General features: G+C 61.7%; 12 protein-coding genes. 7 read left to right on the top strand and 5 right to left on the bottom strand.

Annotated features, from left to right (window positions below):
• Nucleotides 1-91: 91 nt before the first annotated feature.
• Nucleotides 92-1,687: a methyl-accepting chemotaxis protein gene (locus B5T_RS03995; RefSeq protein ID WP_014993179.1), complete on the bottom strand. Its 1,596-nt coding sequence runs from the start codon at nt 1,685-1,687 to the stop codon at nt 92-94.
• A gap of 203 nt (nt 1,688-1,890) precedes the next feature.
• Between B5T_RS03995 and ettA the strand changes: the two genes are divergently transcribed.
• The 4 genes from ettA to B5T_RS03975 all read left to right on the top strand — a co-directional run bounded on the left by ettA (nt 1,891) and on the right by B5T_RS03975 (nt 5,223).
• A complete protein-coding gene (gene ettA / locus B5T_RS03990) occupies nt 1,891-3,558 on the top strand; it encodes an energy-dependent translational throttle protein EttA (protein WP_014993178.1) in 1,668 nt (555 codons plus the stop codon).
• Between the two features lie 54 nt (nt 3,559-3,612).
• Nucleotides 3,613-4,227 (top strand): RNA polymerase sigma factor, encoded by a 615-nt coding sequence (locus B5T_RS03985; RefSeq protein ID WP_014993177.1) that lies wholly within the window; start codon nt 3,613-3,615, stop codon nt 4,225-4,227.
• Nucleotides 4,221-4,457, top strand: coding sequence for an anti-sigma factor family protein (locus tag B5T_RS03980; RefSeq protein WP_014993176.1), 237 nt, complete (start codon nt 4,221-4,223; stop codon nt 4,455-4,457). The genes B5T_RS03985 and B5T_RS03980 overlap by 7 nt, the downstream gene beginning before the upstream one ends.
• A gap of 70 nt (nt 4,458-4,527) precedes the next feature.
• Nucleotides 4,528-5,223 carry an HvfX family Cu-binding RiPP maturation protein gene (locus B5T_RS03975; RefSeq protein ID WP_014993175.1) on the top strand — a complete coding sequence of 232 codons (696 nt, stop codon included), beginning with the start codon at nt 4,528-4,530 and terminating at the stop codon, nt 5,221-5,223.
• Here B5T_RS03975 and B5T_RS03970 read toward each other — a convergent pair.
• A complete protein-coding gene (locus B5T_RS03970) occupies nt 5,191-6,099 on the bottom strand; it encodes a helix-turn-helix transcriptional regulator (RefSeq protein WP_167321199.1) in 909 nt (302 codons plus the stop codon). The genes B5T_RS03975 and B5T_RS03970 overlap by 33 nt on opposite strands.
• Nucleotides 6,100-6,158: 59 nt before the next feature.
• Here B5T_RS03970 and B5T_RS03965 point away from each other — a divergent pair, with 59 nt between their 5' ends.
• Entirely contained in the window at nt 6,159-6,923 is a 765-nt protein-coding gene (locus B5T_RS03965) for a YiiX/YebB-like N1pC/P60 family cysteine hydrolase (protein WP_014993173.1), read from the top strand.
• A 17-nt stretch (nt 6,924-6,940) separates the two neighbouring features.
• Here B5T_RS03965 and B5T_RS03960 read toward each other — a convergent pair whose 3' ends face one another.
• The 3 genes from B5T_RS03960 to B5T_RS03950 form a co-directional block, all read right to left on the bottom strand.
• Nucleotides 6,941-9,319 (bottom strand): TonB-dependent receptor domain-containing protein, encoded by a 2,379-nt coding sequence (locus tag B5T_RS03960; RefSeq protein WP_014993172.1) that lies wholly within the window; start codon nt 9,317-9,319, stop codon nt 6,941-6,943.
• Between the two features lie 315 nt (nt 9,320-9,634).
• The gene (locus B5T_RS03955) at nt 9,635-10,585 is read right to left on the bottom strand and encodes a FecR domain-containing protein (RefSeq protein ID WP_014993171.1); all 951 of its coding nucleotides are present in this window, start codon (nt 10,583-10,585) and stop codon (nt 9,635-9,637) included.
• Nucleotides 10,582-11,085, bottom strand: a complete 504-nt coding sequence (locus B5T_RS03950) for a sigma-70 family RNA polymerase sigma factor (RefSeq protein WP_014993170.1) — start codon at nt 11,083-11,085, stop codon at nt 10,582-10,584. The genes B5T_RS03955 and B5T_RS03950 overlap by 4 nt, the downstream gene beginning before the upstream one ends.
• Nucleotides 11,086-11,380: 295 nt before the next feature.
• Here B5T_RS03950 and B5T_RS03945 point away from each other — a divergent pair, with 295 nt between their 5' ends.
• Both B5T_RS03945 and B5T_RS03940 read left to right on the top strand, forming a co-directional pair.
• Complete coding sequence (locus B5T_RS03945) at nt 11,381-12,424, top strand: methyltransferase domain-containing protein (RefSeq protein WP_014993168.1); 1,044 nt, start codon at nt 11,381-11,383, stop codon at nt 12,422-12,424.
• A 19-nt stretch (nt 12,425-12,443) separates the two neighbouring features.
• Nucleotides 12,444-14,600, top strand: a complete 2,157-nt coding sequence (locus B5T_RS03940) for an FAD-dependent oxidoreductase (RefSeq protein ID WP_041716826.1) — start codon at nt 12,444-12,446, stop codon at nt 14,598-14,600.
• Nucleotides 14,601-14,613 lie beyond the last annotated feature (13 nt).

Here is a 14,613-nt window from a genome sequence, read left to right as displayed (position 1 = left end):
ACCCCGCCCTTTGGCACTTGAATGGCGCTCATGGCGACTTGAAGGGGGGCGAATCCCACTGGCGCGGGGCCATCCCGCGCCAGTGGCGACCTCAGGAAGCGGTCCGCTCCCCGCCAGAGGGGCGCTCACTGAGCCGGAAAGCACCGATCACCGCGCTCAGAGACTCCGCCTGGTCGCGCATCTCGCCGGCGGCGGCGTTGGTTTCCTCGACCATGGACGCGTTGTGCTGGGTCATGGTGTCCAGTTCGGTCACCGCGGTGTTGACCTGGCCGATGCCCAGGCTCTGCTCCTGGGCGCCGGTGCTGATCTCGGCGATCACACCGTTGACCTTCTCGATGGCGGCAAGGATTTCCTCCATGGTGCGGCCCGCCCCCTCCACCTGGGTGGCGCCGGAGCGGGTCCAGTTCACCGAGGTGCCGATCAGATCGCGAATCTCCTTGGAGGCCTCGCCGGAGCGGCTGGCCAGGGTACGCACCTCCTGGGCCACCACCGCGAAGCCCTTGCCGTGCTCGCCGGCACGGGCCGCTTCCACCGAGGCGTTCAGCGCCAGAATGTTGGTCTGGAAGGCGATGCCGTCGATCAGGGTGACGATATCGGCGATGCGGGTGGAAGAGTCGTTGATACGCGCCATGGTCTGCTCGACTTCACGCATCACCTCCTGGCCACGGCGGGCCACCTCGACGGTACCGCCGACCAGTTGCGTTGCCTTGCCGGTGGCGTCCGAGGTGTTGTGGACGGTGTGAGTGATCTGCTCCATGGACGCGGAGGTTTCCTGCAGGTTGGCCGCCGTTTGCTCGGTCCGGGCGGACAGTTCCTGACTGCCACGGGCAATTTCCTCGGCGGCGCTCTTCACGCTCAGAGCGCTGTCGCGCACTTTCAGCAGAGTGCCATCAATACGCCCGATGAAGGCATTGAATTGATCCGCCAATTCGCCGATCTCATCACTGCGGCGGCTGTGGATGCGGGCGGTCAGGTCGCCGTCTCCTTCGCTGATCTCACGGATACGCCGGGTGATCTGGCGGATCGCCCGGGACATCAGGTGCGGGCCGATCAGGGCGATGGCGATCGCCAGCACGCCGATGATCACGGCGAAGACGCTGATGGCCAACTGCTGGAGACGCACCGTCTCCAAGGTCTCTTCCTGCAACGCCCGGATGCGCGCGGCGACATTGTCACCGGCCTGATCATAGAAGGCGCGCAGGGCATCGAAGCTGGCCTGGGACGGCCCATCCAACTGCTCCATGGCCTCCCCCACCAATTCGTCATTATAAAGCTGGAACACCTTGGCCGATTCACGCCGCCAGCTCTCGTAGAGTTGCCGGTACTCATCAGCCTTGCCGCCGGTATCGGTATCCATGTAGCCGTCCATCAGCTCCGCCATGCGCGCGATGCGCTCCTGGGCCTGGACCGCGTTCTCCTCATAGAACGCCTGATGGGCCCGCGCCTCCGGCGTACCGGGGATACCGCGCAGAAAGGCCATTTCCGCCAGCCGGGCCTGGTACAGGTCCCGGTCGGCGTTGACCACCTCGGTGATGGCCGGCGTGAACCGGTCGCCAAACTCCACCAGCCGCTGTTTCACCGAGTTCACCAGCAGTACATTCACTCCCACCACGATCCACAACGCCAATGCCACCCCGATGAAGGCGACCCCATACTTCACATTGATCCGGTTGAGTTTTGCCAGCACGGCCTGCTCCTGAAAGGTCCAACACACCCGCTTCGGAAAGTGGAATCGGGTTTCGTGGCCGTGTTATCGGCGGAGCCGACCGGTTCTTGAGGGTCCGGGCACGCGCCGGGCTTTCATCCTCCCCCGCCTTCGGTTAGTTTAGGCGCCACACCCCGGCCCCCGCCTAGCGGGGCCTTAACGCACTGTCAGGCAAGCCATTTTCTATGTCTCAATACATCTTCACCCTGGACCGGGTGGGCAAGGTGGTCCCCCCGAAGAAGCAGATCCTGAAGGACATCTCCCTGTCATTCTTCCCCGGTGCCAAGATCGGCGTGCTCGGTCTCAACGGCTCGGGGAAATCCACCCTGTTGAAAATCATGGCCGGGGTGGACAAGGACTTCATCGGCGAAGCCCGCCCGATGGCCGGCATCAATATCGGCTACCTGCCCCAGGAGCCGGAGCTGGATCCGGAAAAGAACGTGCGCGAGATCGTTGAAGAGTCGCTGTCCGAGATCCGCAACGCCCAGACCCGGCTGGAAGAGGTGTATGCCGCCTACGCGGAAGAAGATGCCGACTTCGACAAGCTGGCCGAGGAACAGGCGCGGCTGGAAGCGATCATCGAAACCGCCGACGCCCACAATCTGGAGCGCAAACTGGACATCGCCGCCGACGCCTTGCGCCTGCCGCCCTGGGAGGCCTCGGTGAAGAACCTGTCCGGGGGCGAGAAGCGCCGGGTGGCACTGTGCCGGCTGCTGATGAGCGCCCCGGACATGCTGCTGCTGGACGAGCCCACCAACCACCTGGACGCCGAATCGGTGGCCTGGCTGGAGCGCTTCCTGCACGAATTCCCCGGCACCGTGGTGGCGGTGACCCACGATCGCTACTTCCTGGACAACTCCTGCGAATGGATCTTGGAACTGGACCGTGGCGAAGGCATCCCCTGGAAAGGCAACTATTCCTCCTGGCTGGAGCAGAAGGAACAGCGCCTGGAGCAGGAAGCCAAGAGCGAATCCGCGCACCGCAAGACGGTGGAAAAAGAACTGGAATGGGTACGGCAGAATCCAAAAGGCCGCCGCGCCAAGAACAAGGCCCGGGTGTCCGCCTTCGAGGAACTGGCCAGCCAGGAATTCCAGAAGCGCAACGAAACCCAGGAGCTGTACATCCCGCCGGGCGAGCGTCTCGGCGAAAAGGTGTTCGAAGTGAAGGACGTCAGCAAGCATTTCGATGACAAGATGCTCTACGAGAACCTGAACTTCTCGGTGCCACGCGGCGCCATCGTCGGCATCATCGGCCCCAACGGCGCTGGTAAAACCACGCTGTTCCGCATGTTCGCCGGCCAGGAGACACCAGACAAAGGCGAGATCGAGATCGGCGACACCGTGGATCTGGCCTACGTGGATCAGAGCCGCGAGGACCTGGACGGCAACAAGACCGTGTGGGAAGAGGTCTCCGACGGTCTGGACATTCTCAAGATCGGCAATTACGAAGTGCCCAGCCGCGCCTACCTGGGTCGCTTCAACTTCAAGGGCGCCGATCAGCAGAAACGGGTGAAGGACCTGTCCGGCGGCGAACGCAACCGCCTGCACCTGGCCAAGCTGCTCAAACAGGGCGCCAACGTGCTGCTGTTGGACGAACCGACCAACGACCTGGACGTGGAAACCCTGCGGGCCCTTGAGGAAGCGCTACTGGCGTTCCCCGGCTGCGCCATCGTGATCTCCCACGACCGCTGGTTCCTGGACCGGGTGGCCACCCATATCCTCTCCTTCGAAGGCGATGCCCAGGTGGAGTGGTTCGAGGGCTCGTACACCGAATACGAAGAGTTCAAGCGCAAGCAGCTGGGCGACGACGCCCTGCAACCCAAGCGCATGAAGTACAAGCGTATCGAGGTGTAACCCATAAGGGCGCCCGCTTTGCCGGGCGCCCTGTTCAAGCGGAAACCGCGGCCAATGAGCGAATCGCAACTGGAAACCCCCGACTTCGTCGAGCGCCTGCGTGGTGGCGACCGCGCGGCCTTCGCCTTGCTGGTAAAGCACTACCATTCCCGGCTTCTCAGTACCGCCCGCAGCCTGCTGCAACCGGCGGACGCCGAGGAAGCGGTACAGGAGAGCTGGATCGCCGCCCATGGCGCCCTCGCCCGCTTCGAAGGCCGCAGTACCGTGCTCACCTGGCTCACTCGCATCGTCATCAACCAGGCACGCATGCAACTGCGCCGCCAGGGCCGCGAGATCCAGTTCGATCCCACCGAGGATGCCGGCGACGCCCTGGCCCACCGCTTTCGCGGCGACGGTCACTGGCAAACGCCGCCGCTCACCTGGGAACTGCACGGCCCGGACGCGTTACTGACCCGGGACGAATTGAAGCACTGCATGGAAAAGCATATTGATGCCATGCCGGACAATCAGCGGCTGGTATTGGAACTGCGCGATATCCAGGGCCTGGATTTCGACGTCATCTGTAACATTCTCGACATCAGCCCATCCAATGTCAGGGTACTGCTGCATCGCGCCCGCACGCGGCTGTTTCAATTGGTGGATCATTTCCAGGAGACCGGCGAATGCTGAAATGCAAAGAGGTAGTACAACGCGCCGACGCTCTTATCGATGGCACGCCGCTGAGCTTTGGCGAACGCCTCGCCCTGCGCACCCATCTTATGATCTGCCGCCATTGCCGCCGCTATGTACGGCAATTGGACGCGCTCACCGAACATCTGCGCCAACAGGCTCCGGTTGCGCCGTTGGACGATGGCGAGGTGGACACTATCCTGGCCCGGTTGCCGCCCCCGCCTTCCTGACCGGCGCCGCCTGTAACATTCGCATCGCCACCGCATCCATACTCCACCTTCCCCAAAACAGGATGCCGGCATGTCTCTCCCCGCTCTCGCAGGCTCTCGCGTTCAGGCGCTGCTCGATCGCGCCCGTTCCCTGGACTTTCTGGCGCCGCTGGCGCTGCGGCTGTACCTGGCGCCGGTATTTTTCAGCGCCGGTCTCAACAAGCTGACCGCCTTCGACGCCACCGTCGCCTGGTTCGGTAACCCGGATTGGGGCCTGGGCCTTCCCTTTCCCTGGCTGCTGGCATTCATGGCCACCGCCACCGAATTGATCGGCGGCGTTCTGCTGCTTCTCGGCCTGGCCACCCGCCTGATCAGCGTGCCCTTGATGGCCACCATGCTGGTCGCCATCTTCGCCGTGCATTGGCCCAACGGCTGGTTCGCCATCGCCCCTTCCAATGCGGAAACCAGCATGGCGCGGCCGCTGGCGGCGCTGGGCATCCCCGCCGCCGAAGCAAGCCTTGAGAACAGCTCTGGCGTCAACGAGCGGTTGGCGCAAGCCCGCGGTCTGTTGCAAGAACATGGACACTACGACTGGTTAACGGAGAAGGGCACTTTCGTGGTGCTCAATAACGGCATCGAGTTCGCCGCCACTTACCTGCTCATGTTGATGGTCTTGTTCTTTCATGGCGCGGGCCGCTTTCTGAGCCTGGATTACTGGGTGTCCCGTTTTCTGACGGCATCGGGGCAGAGCACCTCAGTTCCGCTGGCCCAGCCAGAGAGCCGTTAGGGCAGCACGGCTCCTGACATTGAATTTACGGTAGATACTGCCGACATGCTTATGGGTGGTGTCCGTTTTCTGGTTCAGTTTTTCCGCGATCTGCTTTTCCGCCAGACCGGTCAACAGATGATGCATCACCTTCTTTTCAGTGGGCGTGAGTGGCTGGCGGGCAATCAGCAGGCCATGGCCGAGCAGCACTTTTTTGTGAAACCAGCCCAGGCTGCGCAACGTTTCCGCGGCCACCTCCAGCTCGGCTTTGCTAAACGGTTGCTCACTGCCGACCCGGTTGAAGCAAAAATAGACTTCGGTATCGGCATTGACCGGCGCCGCCACGAAGAGAGTGTCGGTGATGTTGCGACGTTGATAATAATGCCGGTAGTGCGGCCCGCTGAAGAAATCCGCCGAGACGTGATCCCGCATCAGCGTGGCGCGAAAACGCCCGGCCTGGCGCACATGATTACGCGTACTTTCATCCACCGGGTATTCTCCCGCCTCGAGCTTATCCATGTTGTTCTTCACCACCGACTTGTCGTCGGGCATTTCCTTGTAGAAAAACATGGGGCCAGGCCGCCAGCCCAGCATGGGATCCCTGTCGGCGTCCAAATGACCAAGCAGGAAACAGCTGAGCCAATAGCCGTGATCGGCACCGATCAGCTCGCTGATGGATTCCAGCAGGTAACGCAGCCCATCCGTTCCCAGCAGTGGCTCGGGAAAATCGGCCAGTCGATCCCAAATACGATGAATGTGCTCGCGAACGGTATTGGACATGAAGCGAATTGTTGTTGATCCCCAGAGTTGGCTTCTTCCCCATTCTACCCATTTCCAGCCACGATACAGCAAATCCGGCCAGCATCGCCGGAGAACAAGCTCCTGCTCACGACTCAATCTCCTGTTCCGCATTCGATTGCGTTATGGTTCCAATAAACGCTAATAAGGGGTGAATCATGGGTGTTCGCTGGTGGTTAGGCCGCTGTCTGGTGCGTTATCTGGCTCGCGCCCGGCCGCATCTGTCGCTGGCCCCCGCCACCGGGCTCCAACAGCTGGCGGACACGGTGCAAGTGGGTGACGTCCTGTTGGTGGAAGGCACCAGCCGTTTCAGCTCGGCGGTAAAATATCTGACCCAGTCCACCTGGTCCCACGCCGCTCTGGTGGTCGCCACCGGCCCGTCACCGCAACATTGCCGCCTGATCGAAGCGGATCTGGAACAGGGTGTGCGCGAGGTCCCGCTTGATCACTACCGTGGCTTTCACACCCGCATCTGCCGAAGCGTGGGGCTCACCGCCGAAGACCTGGCGCGGGTGGTGAGCTACGCCCGTGGGCGGGTGGGATACCGCTATGATTTGCGCAATATCATCGATCTGGCCCGCTACCTGATCCAGACACCGCCCGCTCCCAGCCGCTGGCGTCGACGCATGCTGGCGCTGGGCAGCGGCGATCCCACCCGCGCCATCTGCTCCACGCTGATCGCCCAGGCGTTTCAGACGGTCCGCTATCCGATCCTGCCCACGATTGAGTGGGAAGATCAGTGCGACCCGGCCCAGCGAGGCTACTGCCGGGAAATCCTGCATATTCGACACTACAGTCTGTTCGCGCCAAGAGACTTCGACATTTCGCCGTATTTTCAGGTGATCAAACCGTCGCTGCGGGGTTTCGATCCCTATCGGGTCAACTGGTCACCGGAAAGCACAACGGCGGTATCGGACCACTGACGCCGCCGCCAGATCCACTAGAAATTCAGACTGTACCCCACCGTCACAACCCGACCACGTCCCTTGAAATACTGGGTATCGGTGGTGGTTCCGGATTGCGAGTAGTAGGTGAAATAATCCTCGTTGAACAGATTCTCCACCCCCCCGCTCAACTGCCCTTTCGGTAATTGGTAGATCACGGACAGATCCACCAGGTTGTAGCCCTCGAAACGCTTCTCCGGCTCATCGAAATGGCGGCTGAAGTAATGGGTACCCTGGATCTGGGAGCGCAGCTTGCCGGTCCAGTTGGCCTGCCACCGCAACGTCAGGCGATCCGGCGCCACATTGCGGCCATCCAGTTTGGTGTCCACATGCCCGTCCTCGTTGCTGTCATAACGGCCACGAACTTTGGCGTAGCTGGCACCGAGGCGGTGTTTTTCCAGAACCTGCCAGCCGACACTGGCTTCCAGGCCGTCAATCTCGGTCTTCTCTCGGCGCACCTTGGTGAAGCCATCGGGATTCTGTTCAAGACGCTGCCCCAGATCGGAATCGGATTGGTAATAGCTGACCTCGAAGTCCACTGGATGCTGGTGAAACCGCAACCCGATCTCCCGGTTTTCGGTAATGATGGGGCGCAGGTCCAGGAACTTCTCGATGTCGGTGTCGGGATCGTCGATCTCGCGCAATACCCGTCCCACATCCGGCAACCCGAAGCCTTCCGCGTAGCTGGCGAACAACTGCCAGCCGTCCGTGATCTGATAAGTCAGGCCGGCGTTATAGAGCGTTTCATCGTAACTGGGTTTGCCGCCGGGAACGCGGGCGCCGCCATAGGATGCCAGCGTGGTGAAATCATCCACGTCCAGCTCGGCGTACTCGTAGCGAACACCGGCCTGGGCGGAGAGCCGGTCATTGACCCGCCAGAGCCCTTGCAGGAAAGGCGCGATATTGCGGAACCGGGTCTCCGGCACCCACTCCCGATGGGTCAGCACCATGATCTGGCTGGTCTCGTCCTGAATCACATCGAAACCGGCGGTGAGTTTGACCCGGCCATCGAAAAGCCCGTCCCGGTTCAACGTGAACTTGCCACCAATCTTGTCGGCCTCGTTTTGCGATTGGTCGTACAGGTTGTTGCCGGGATCAATGTCCGGATCCTGAAACACCGAAAAAACACCACCACCGTACCGGGCCCGGAACCGTTGCGTATACACCTGGGCCTGCACGTCGTTGCCCAGAAAATCACGGTGATGATAGTTGAGACTGGTGGTCAGCACTTCGTTGCGGGGCGGCTTGCCGCCGGGATCGCCCTTGACCGAGGTGGTGGGCCTGCCGATGGAGCGATTGCCATCCACGGTCATGTAGTCGTGGTTGCTTTCGAGAAAAAAGCGGTTGGCGGTGAATTGCAGATTCTGATTGTCATCGAACCAGTAGCCGATTTTCACCATCACATCATGGCCCTGGGAATCCATGATATCGCCCTGGCTCCGATCGATGCCCACCGGGTTCCCCTTGGCGTCATGGAACAGACCACGGGAGTGATAGGTGACGCCGGCGAGGTAATCCCAGTTACCGGCGATGCCTTCCACCCGATAGCTGCCCATGTAGCTGACACCGTCGGACTCGAAGTCGGTGGGGGCGCTGATGTTGGTGGCGAAGTGTTGGCGGACATCGTCGCCTTGCGGACGCCGGGTGACGAAATTGATGATACCGCCGGTGGCGCCCAAACCGTGCTCGGCGCTGGCACCGTGGATGACTTCGATACGGTCCACCATGGCCAGATCGATGGTGTAGCTTTCCCGGCTGCTGTCTCTCAGCGGGTTCGATTGCGGCACGCCGTCAATCAGGAACAGCGGCTTGCGGCCACGAAAGGTTTCACCGTAGTTGGTCAGCTTTTGCCGGCTCGGCGCATAGGACGGAATCAGGCTGCTCAGCACCAGGGACTGGTCGCTGGTCATGGCCATCTGTTCCTCGATCTGCTCCCGGGTGATGACGGTGACCTTCTGCGGTGTTTTCCCCAATTGCGCTTGCGACCGGCTGGCGGTAACGGTCACCGGTTCCAGAACCGCCGGAGCCGCCGCTGCCGTCAGCACCACCGAGCGCTCATCCACCCGCCGCCAGCCAAGACCGCTTCCAGCCAGCAGTCGCTCCAGCGCCTGTTGCCGGGTGTAGGCCCCCCGCACCCCTTGGGTATGGTGGCCTTTCGTCATCGCGGCGTTGGCGGAGACGATCCAGCCGGATTGAGCGGCGAAACCGGCAAGCCCTTCTGCCAGAGGGCCGGCGGCAATGTCATAGTTTTGCTTATCAGTTACCGGCGCGACGGTCGGTGCCTCCTGGGCCCATACCGGGCGTTCCACCAGGCAGGGCAGCAAAAGGAGGGAAAGTGCCAGCACCAAGGGCTGGCGGCGAAGCCTGAAAAGCATGTCGTTCTCCTGTTTTTCGTTTTGCGCATGGGCCTTTGTGATCTAAGCCCCGCGAAAAGCGAAAACCGGAAAAAAAGTTCGTCGCGATTTAAAAGGAAACAGAATTGCTCTCCATCAGGGACAGCGGCAAGCGCAGGTGTTCTTCTGGTCTTGGAGACATAAATTCTGAGGTCGCTACAACTCCGCTGTAGGAGCTTGCCTGCAAGCGAATCTTGGGCCCGGAAGCCCATTCGCTTGCAGGCAAGCTCCTACAGCGGCTTCGTAGCCCCTTCTGTGCCAGCAATCCGTCCGACCGGTGCTCCGATGGAGGGAATATCAGCGTGACGCGGATTCGACCTTGACCCACCAGGGCGTCAGGCGTGTCACCTTCACCGGCAGGGTCGCTTCCAGCACCTGGAGAATGCGATCCGTGTCGTCCAGCGGAAAACCGCCACTCAGTTTCAGATCCGCCACGCTCGGGTCATAGCGGAGCACCCCGTGCCGGTAACGGGCCAGCTCATCGAGGAAGTCCCCCAGGCGCCGGCCATTGGCCACCAGCAGCCTGTCACGCCAGGCGTTCTCTTCCGCCGATGGGCGTATGCGCTCCAGGCGCCCCTCGCCATCGACGACAACGCCCTGCCCGGCTTCCACCAGCCACTCCCCGGCGTCACCAACGGCGGCGTTCACCGCCACCCGGCCACGGTCGACCCGCACCCGAAGATTCTCTTCGGTGAGGCGCACACCGAAAGCGGTGCCCAACGGCGCCGCCGAGCCCAGGGCGGTGGTGACTCGCATGGGCCGGACATCCCGGGCGGTCTGCAGATACAGCTCACCGGCCCACAGGTGCAATTGGCGGTCAGCCGCGCTGAAATCGAGAGACACCGCGCTGTGCGTGTTCAGCCACAGCCGGCTGCCATCGGGTAGCGTCACTTCGCGGATTTCCCCCACCGCGGTGCGCAGGTCCGCCCACCCCAAACCGGCGGGCAGCTGCCGCCAGCCCCACCATCCCAGTGGTGCCAGCAACAGCCCGCCGCCCAGGCCGCGCAACAGGCGCCGTCGGCGACGCCCGGCATCGCTCAGGATGTCACCGGCGGACTTTACCGGCATGGCGTGAAAGGCGCGGTCGATTCGCCCCACCCTGTCCCAGGCCCTTTGGTTGCCGGCGCTGGCGTTGAGCCACTGGCGCCAGTGCGCCCGGTCCTCTTCGCTGACGTTATCGGCACCAAGGAGGGCGAACCAGCGGGCGGCCTGCTCCAGAGCCTCGTCGGAAATCTCCGGGGTACTCACGGCAGTAGCCCCGGATCCGCCTTCAGGCAATGGAACATGGCTTGCTCCATGTAGTTACGCACTGTCCTTTCCGACACTGCCAGCCGGGTGGCGATATCGACATAGCGCATGCCATCCAGGCGGGACATTAGAAAAGCCCGCCGTACCTTGGTGGGCAGCGCATCCAGCAGCACATCAATGCGGTAGAGGGTCTCGATCACCAGGTAGCGGGTTTCCGGCGATATCGCGACGGGTTCCGGCTGCTGCTGGAGCGTCTCCAGATAGGCCTGCTCGATGGCCTTGCGACGCCAGTAATTAGCCAGCAACCCGTTGGCGATACGCCCGAGAAAAGCTCTCGGTTCGCGGATATCGACGATGTCGTCTTCACGGCGCAACAGCCTCGCGAAGGTATCCTGGGCCAGATCCGCGGCCAGTTCGGAGCAACCCGAACGCCGGTACAACACCGCTCGCAGCCAGTTATGATGGTGCCGGTAAAGCGTCTCCAGTGACGGATCGGACATAGGGAACTGAGCGGCCGCGTGGGCGGAAGAAGACATGGACAAAGAATGGAAATGATAACCATCATCAATTATGAATAACAAGGGCCCGGATGTGTTTTTCTGTACACCATGGAGAAACCGCTGATGAAGCCTTCGTTACAACGCTTTGCCGCCCACCCTGTCCAATAGCGCAGCATCAGCGCCCGGACGAAACCGCGACGGTCGTCTTCATCCGACAGACTGAAATTGTCCGGTGGTCCGTAACAACGACCGCCGCCGGGCATCCAATTCACGGCACCAATGAAGGAAGACAGTGATGAGAGACGACGTTCAGGACTATTACGGTAAACACCTTTCCGGCAGTGGCGACCTGCAAACCAACGCGTGCTGCGACCAGACACCTCCGGACCACTTAAAACCGCTGCTGGCGCGCCTCCATGACGAGGTGATCAGCCGTTACTACGGCTGCGGCCTGGTGGCACCGGCGGCTTTGAGCGGCGCCCGGATCCTGGATCTGGGCTGCGGCTCCGGCCGTGATGTCTACCTGCTTTCCGCCCTGGTGGGCGAGCAGGGCTCGGTGGTGGGCGTGGACATGACCGGGGAACAGTTGGACGTCGCCCGCCGCCATCAGGATTTTCACCGCGATCAATTTGGCCACGGCCACAGTAACGTTGCCTTTTTTGAGGGCTACATCGAGGAACTGGATCAACTGGATCTGCAGCCGGGCAGTTTCGACGTGGTGGTCTCCAACTGCGTGATCAACCTCAGTACCGACAAGGCCAAGGTGATCTCGGACGTCAAACGTTTGTTGAAACCCGGCGGCGAGTTTTATTTCTCGGATGTGTACTCGGATCGGCGAGTGCCGGAGTCGCTCACCCGGGACCCGGTGCTCTATGGTGAATGCCTGTCGGGCGCCCTCTACTGGAATGATTTTCTCAATCTGAGCAAGGACTGTGGTTTTGCCGATCCCAGGCTGGTGGAGTCGCGCCGCCTGACCATCGACAACCCGGCCATCGAAGCCAGGCTCGGTGACATCCGCTTTTACTCAGCCACCTACCGTCTGTTCAATCTCGACGGTCTGGAACCCGCCTGTGAGGATTATGGCCAGGCGGTGGTCTACAAGGGCACGGTGGACGAGCAGCCCCACGGCTTCATGCTGGACGGGCACCATTACCTGCCCACCGGCAAGGTCTTTCCCGTATGCGGCAACACTTGGCGTATGCTGGCGGAAAGCCGATTCCATTCCCACTTCGACTACATCGGCGATTTCAGTACCCACTACGGCATTTTTCAGGACTGCGGCGTGAGCCTGCCGTTCGAAGACACGCAAAGTTCCTCCAGCGGCGGAAGCTGCTGTTGAGGACACCGACGAGGTGACGATGACAGCGAAGAAAGGCTTTCTCCTGCTCCTGATTGCCGTGCTGGTGGCGGCGTTTTTCCTGTTCGATCTCGGTCAGTATCTGAGTCTGGACTATCTGAAGTCCCAACAGGCGGCCTTTCAGGAGCTGGCAGGAGAACACCCTCTGCGGGTACTGGGCGGTTTCTTTGCGCTGTATGTGCTGGTCACCGCCCTCAGCCTGCCCGGCGCCGCCATCCTGACCCTGGCGGCCGGCGCCTTGTTCGGATTCTGGTGGGCGTTGCTGCTGGTGTCGTTCGCCTCCAGTCTGGGCGCCACCCTGGCGTTTCTGGCTTCCCGATTCCTGTTCCAGGACGCGGTACAACAGCGCTTCGGGGACCGGTTGAAAAAGGTCAACGCCGGCGTGGAAAAAGACGGTGCCTTCTATCTGTTCACGTTGCGTCTGATTCCGGTGTTTCCGTTCTTCGTCATCAACCTGCTGATGGGGCTCACGCCGATTCGCACCGGCACCTTCTACTGGGTCAGCCAGGTGGGCATGCTGGCCGGCACGGCGGTATACGTGAACGCCGGCACCCAACTCGGACAACTGGAAAACCTTTCCGGAATACTCTCACCGGGGTTGATCGGCGCTTTTGTGTTGCTGGGCCTGTTTCCCTGGCTGGCACGATTGCCTGTCCGCTTTTGGCAGACACGGCAAATTTATCGCGGCTATCAGAAGCCCCGCCATTTCGACCGTAATCTGGTGGTGATCGGCGGCGGCTCCGCCGGCCTGGTCAGCGCCTACATTGGCGCCACGGTGAAGGCCAAGGTGACCCTGGTGGAACAACAGCGCATGGGGGGCGACTGCCTCAACACCGGTTGCGTGCCCTCCAAGGCCCTGCTCAAGAGTGCCCGTATTGCCCATCTGGAAAAGCAGGCACACCACTACGGTTTCCGTTCCATTGATAACGAATTCGACTTCAGCGATATCATGGCCCGGGTACAGCGGGTGATCAGCAAAGTCGAACCCCACGATTCCGTGGAGCGCTACACCGAGTTGGGGGTGGAGTGCCTGCACGGCCATGCCCGCCTGATCTCCCCTTGGGAAGTGGAAGTGGATAATTCGACGGAGGGCAACGAAGGCACCACCCGGCTCACCACCCGGTCGGTGATCCTGGCCACCGGCGCCGCCCCCTTGGTGCCACCGATCCCCGGCATCGACCAGGTGCAGGCGCTGACCTCCGACACGCTGTGGCAATTGAAGGCGTTGCCTGAGCGTCTTCTGGTGCTCGGCGGCGGGCCCATCGGCTGCGAACTGGCTCAGGCGTTTTCCCGCCTTGGCAGCCAGGTCACCCAGGTGGAAATGCAGTCACGTCTGATGCCCCGGGAGGACGAAGACGCCGCCGCGCTCGTCACCGCGGCGCTGGAAGACAGCGGTGTGCGTGTACTCACGGAGCATAAGGCCCTGCGTTTCAGTGTGGAGAACGGCACCAGCCAGTTGCATGTGGAACACCGGGACCAGGAGTCCGTGCTGCCCTTCGACGCGGTGCTGGTGGCGGTGGGCCGGCGTGCCCATACCGAGGGGCTGGGCTTGTCGGCCCTGGGCATCACCACCCGGGCCAACGGCACCATAGAGGTGAATGAACGCCTGCAGACCCGCTTCCCCAATATCTATGCCTGCGGTGATGTGGCCGGCCCTTATCAGTTCACCCACACCGCCGCGCATCAGGCCTGGTATGCGGCGGTGAATGCCCTGTTCGGGCGGCTGAAGTCCTTTAACGTGGATTATCGGGTGATTCCCTGGGCCACCTTCACCAGCCCGGAAGTGGCTCGCGTGGGCCTGAACGAGGACGATGCCCGGCAACAGGGTATTGCCTACGAGGTGACCAAGTACGGTATTGATGATCTGGACCGGGCCATCGCCGATGGCGTGGATCAGGGCTTCGTCAAGGTGCTCACCGAGCCCGGCAAGGACCGCATTCTTGGTGTCACTATCGTCGGCGAATCCGCCGCGGAACTGATCAGCGAGTATGTATTGGCGATGAAACACGGCCTTGGACTGAACAAGATTCTCGGCACCATTCACATCTACCCGACCCTGTCGGAGGCCAATAAATACGCGGCGGGGGAATGGAAAAAGAACCACAAACCGGAGCGTTTGTTGCGCTGGGTGGAACGTTTCCACGCCTGGCAACGCTGACCGCCGCAACGGA

The organism is Alloalcanivorax dieselolei B5, from assembly GCF_000300005.1.
GTDB lineage: Bacteria > Pseudomonadota > Gammaproteobacteria > Pseudomonadales > Alcanivoracaceae > Alloalcanivorax > Alloalcanivorax dieselolei.
The sequence above is the reverse complement of the archived record's forward strand: the minus strand, read 5'-3'. Positions and strand labels throughout refer to the sequence as shown.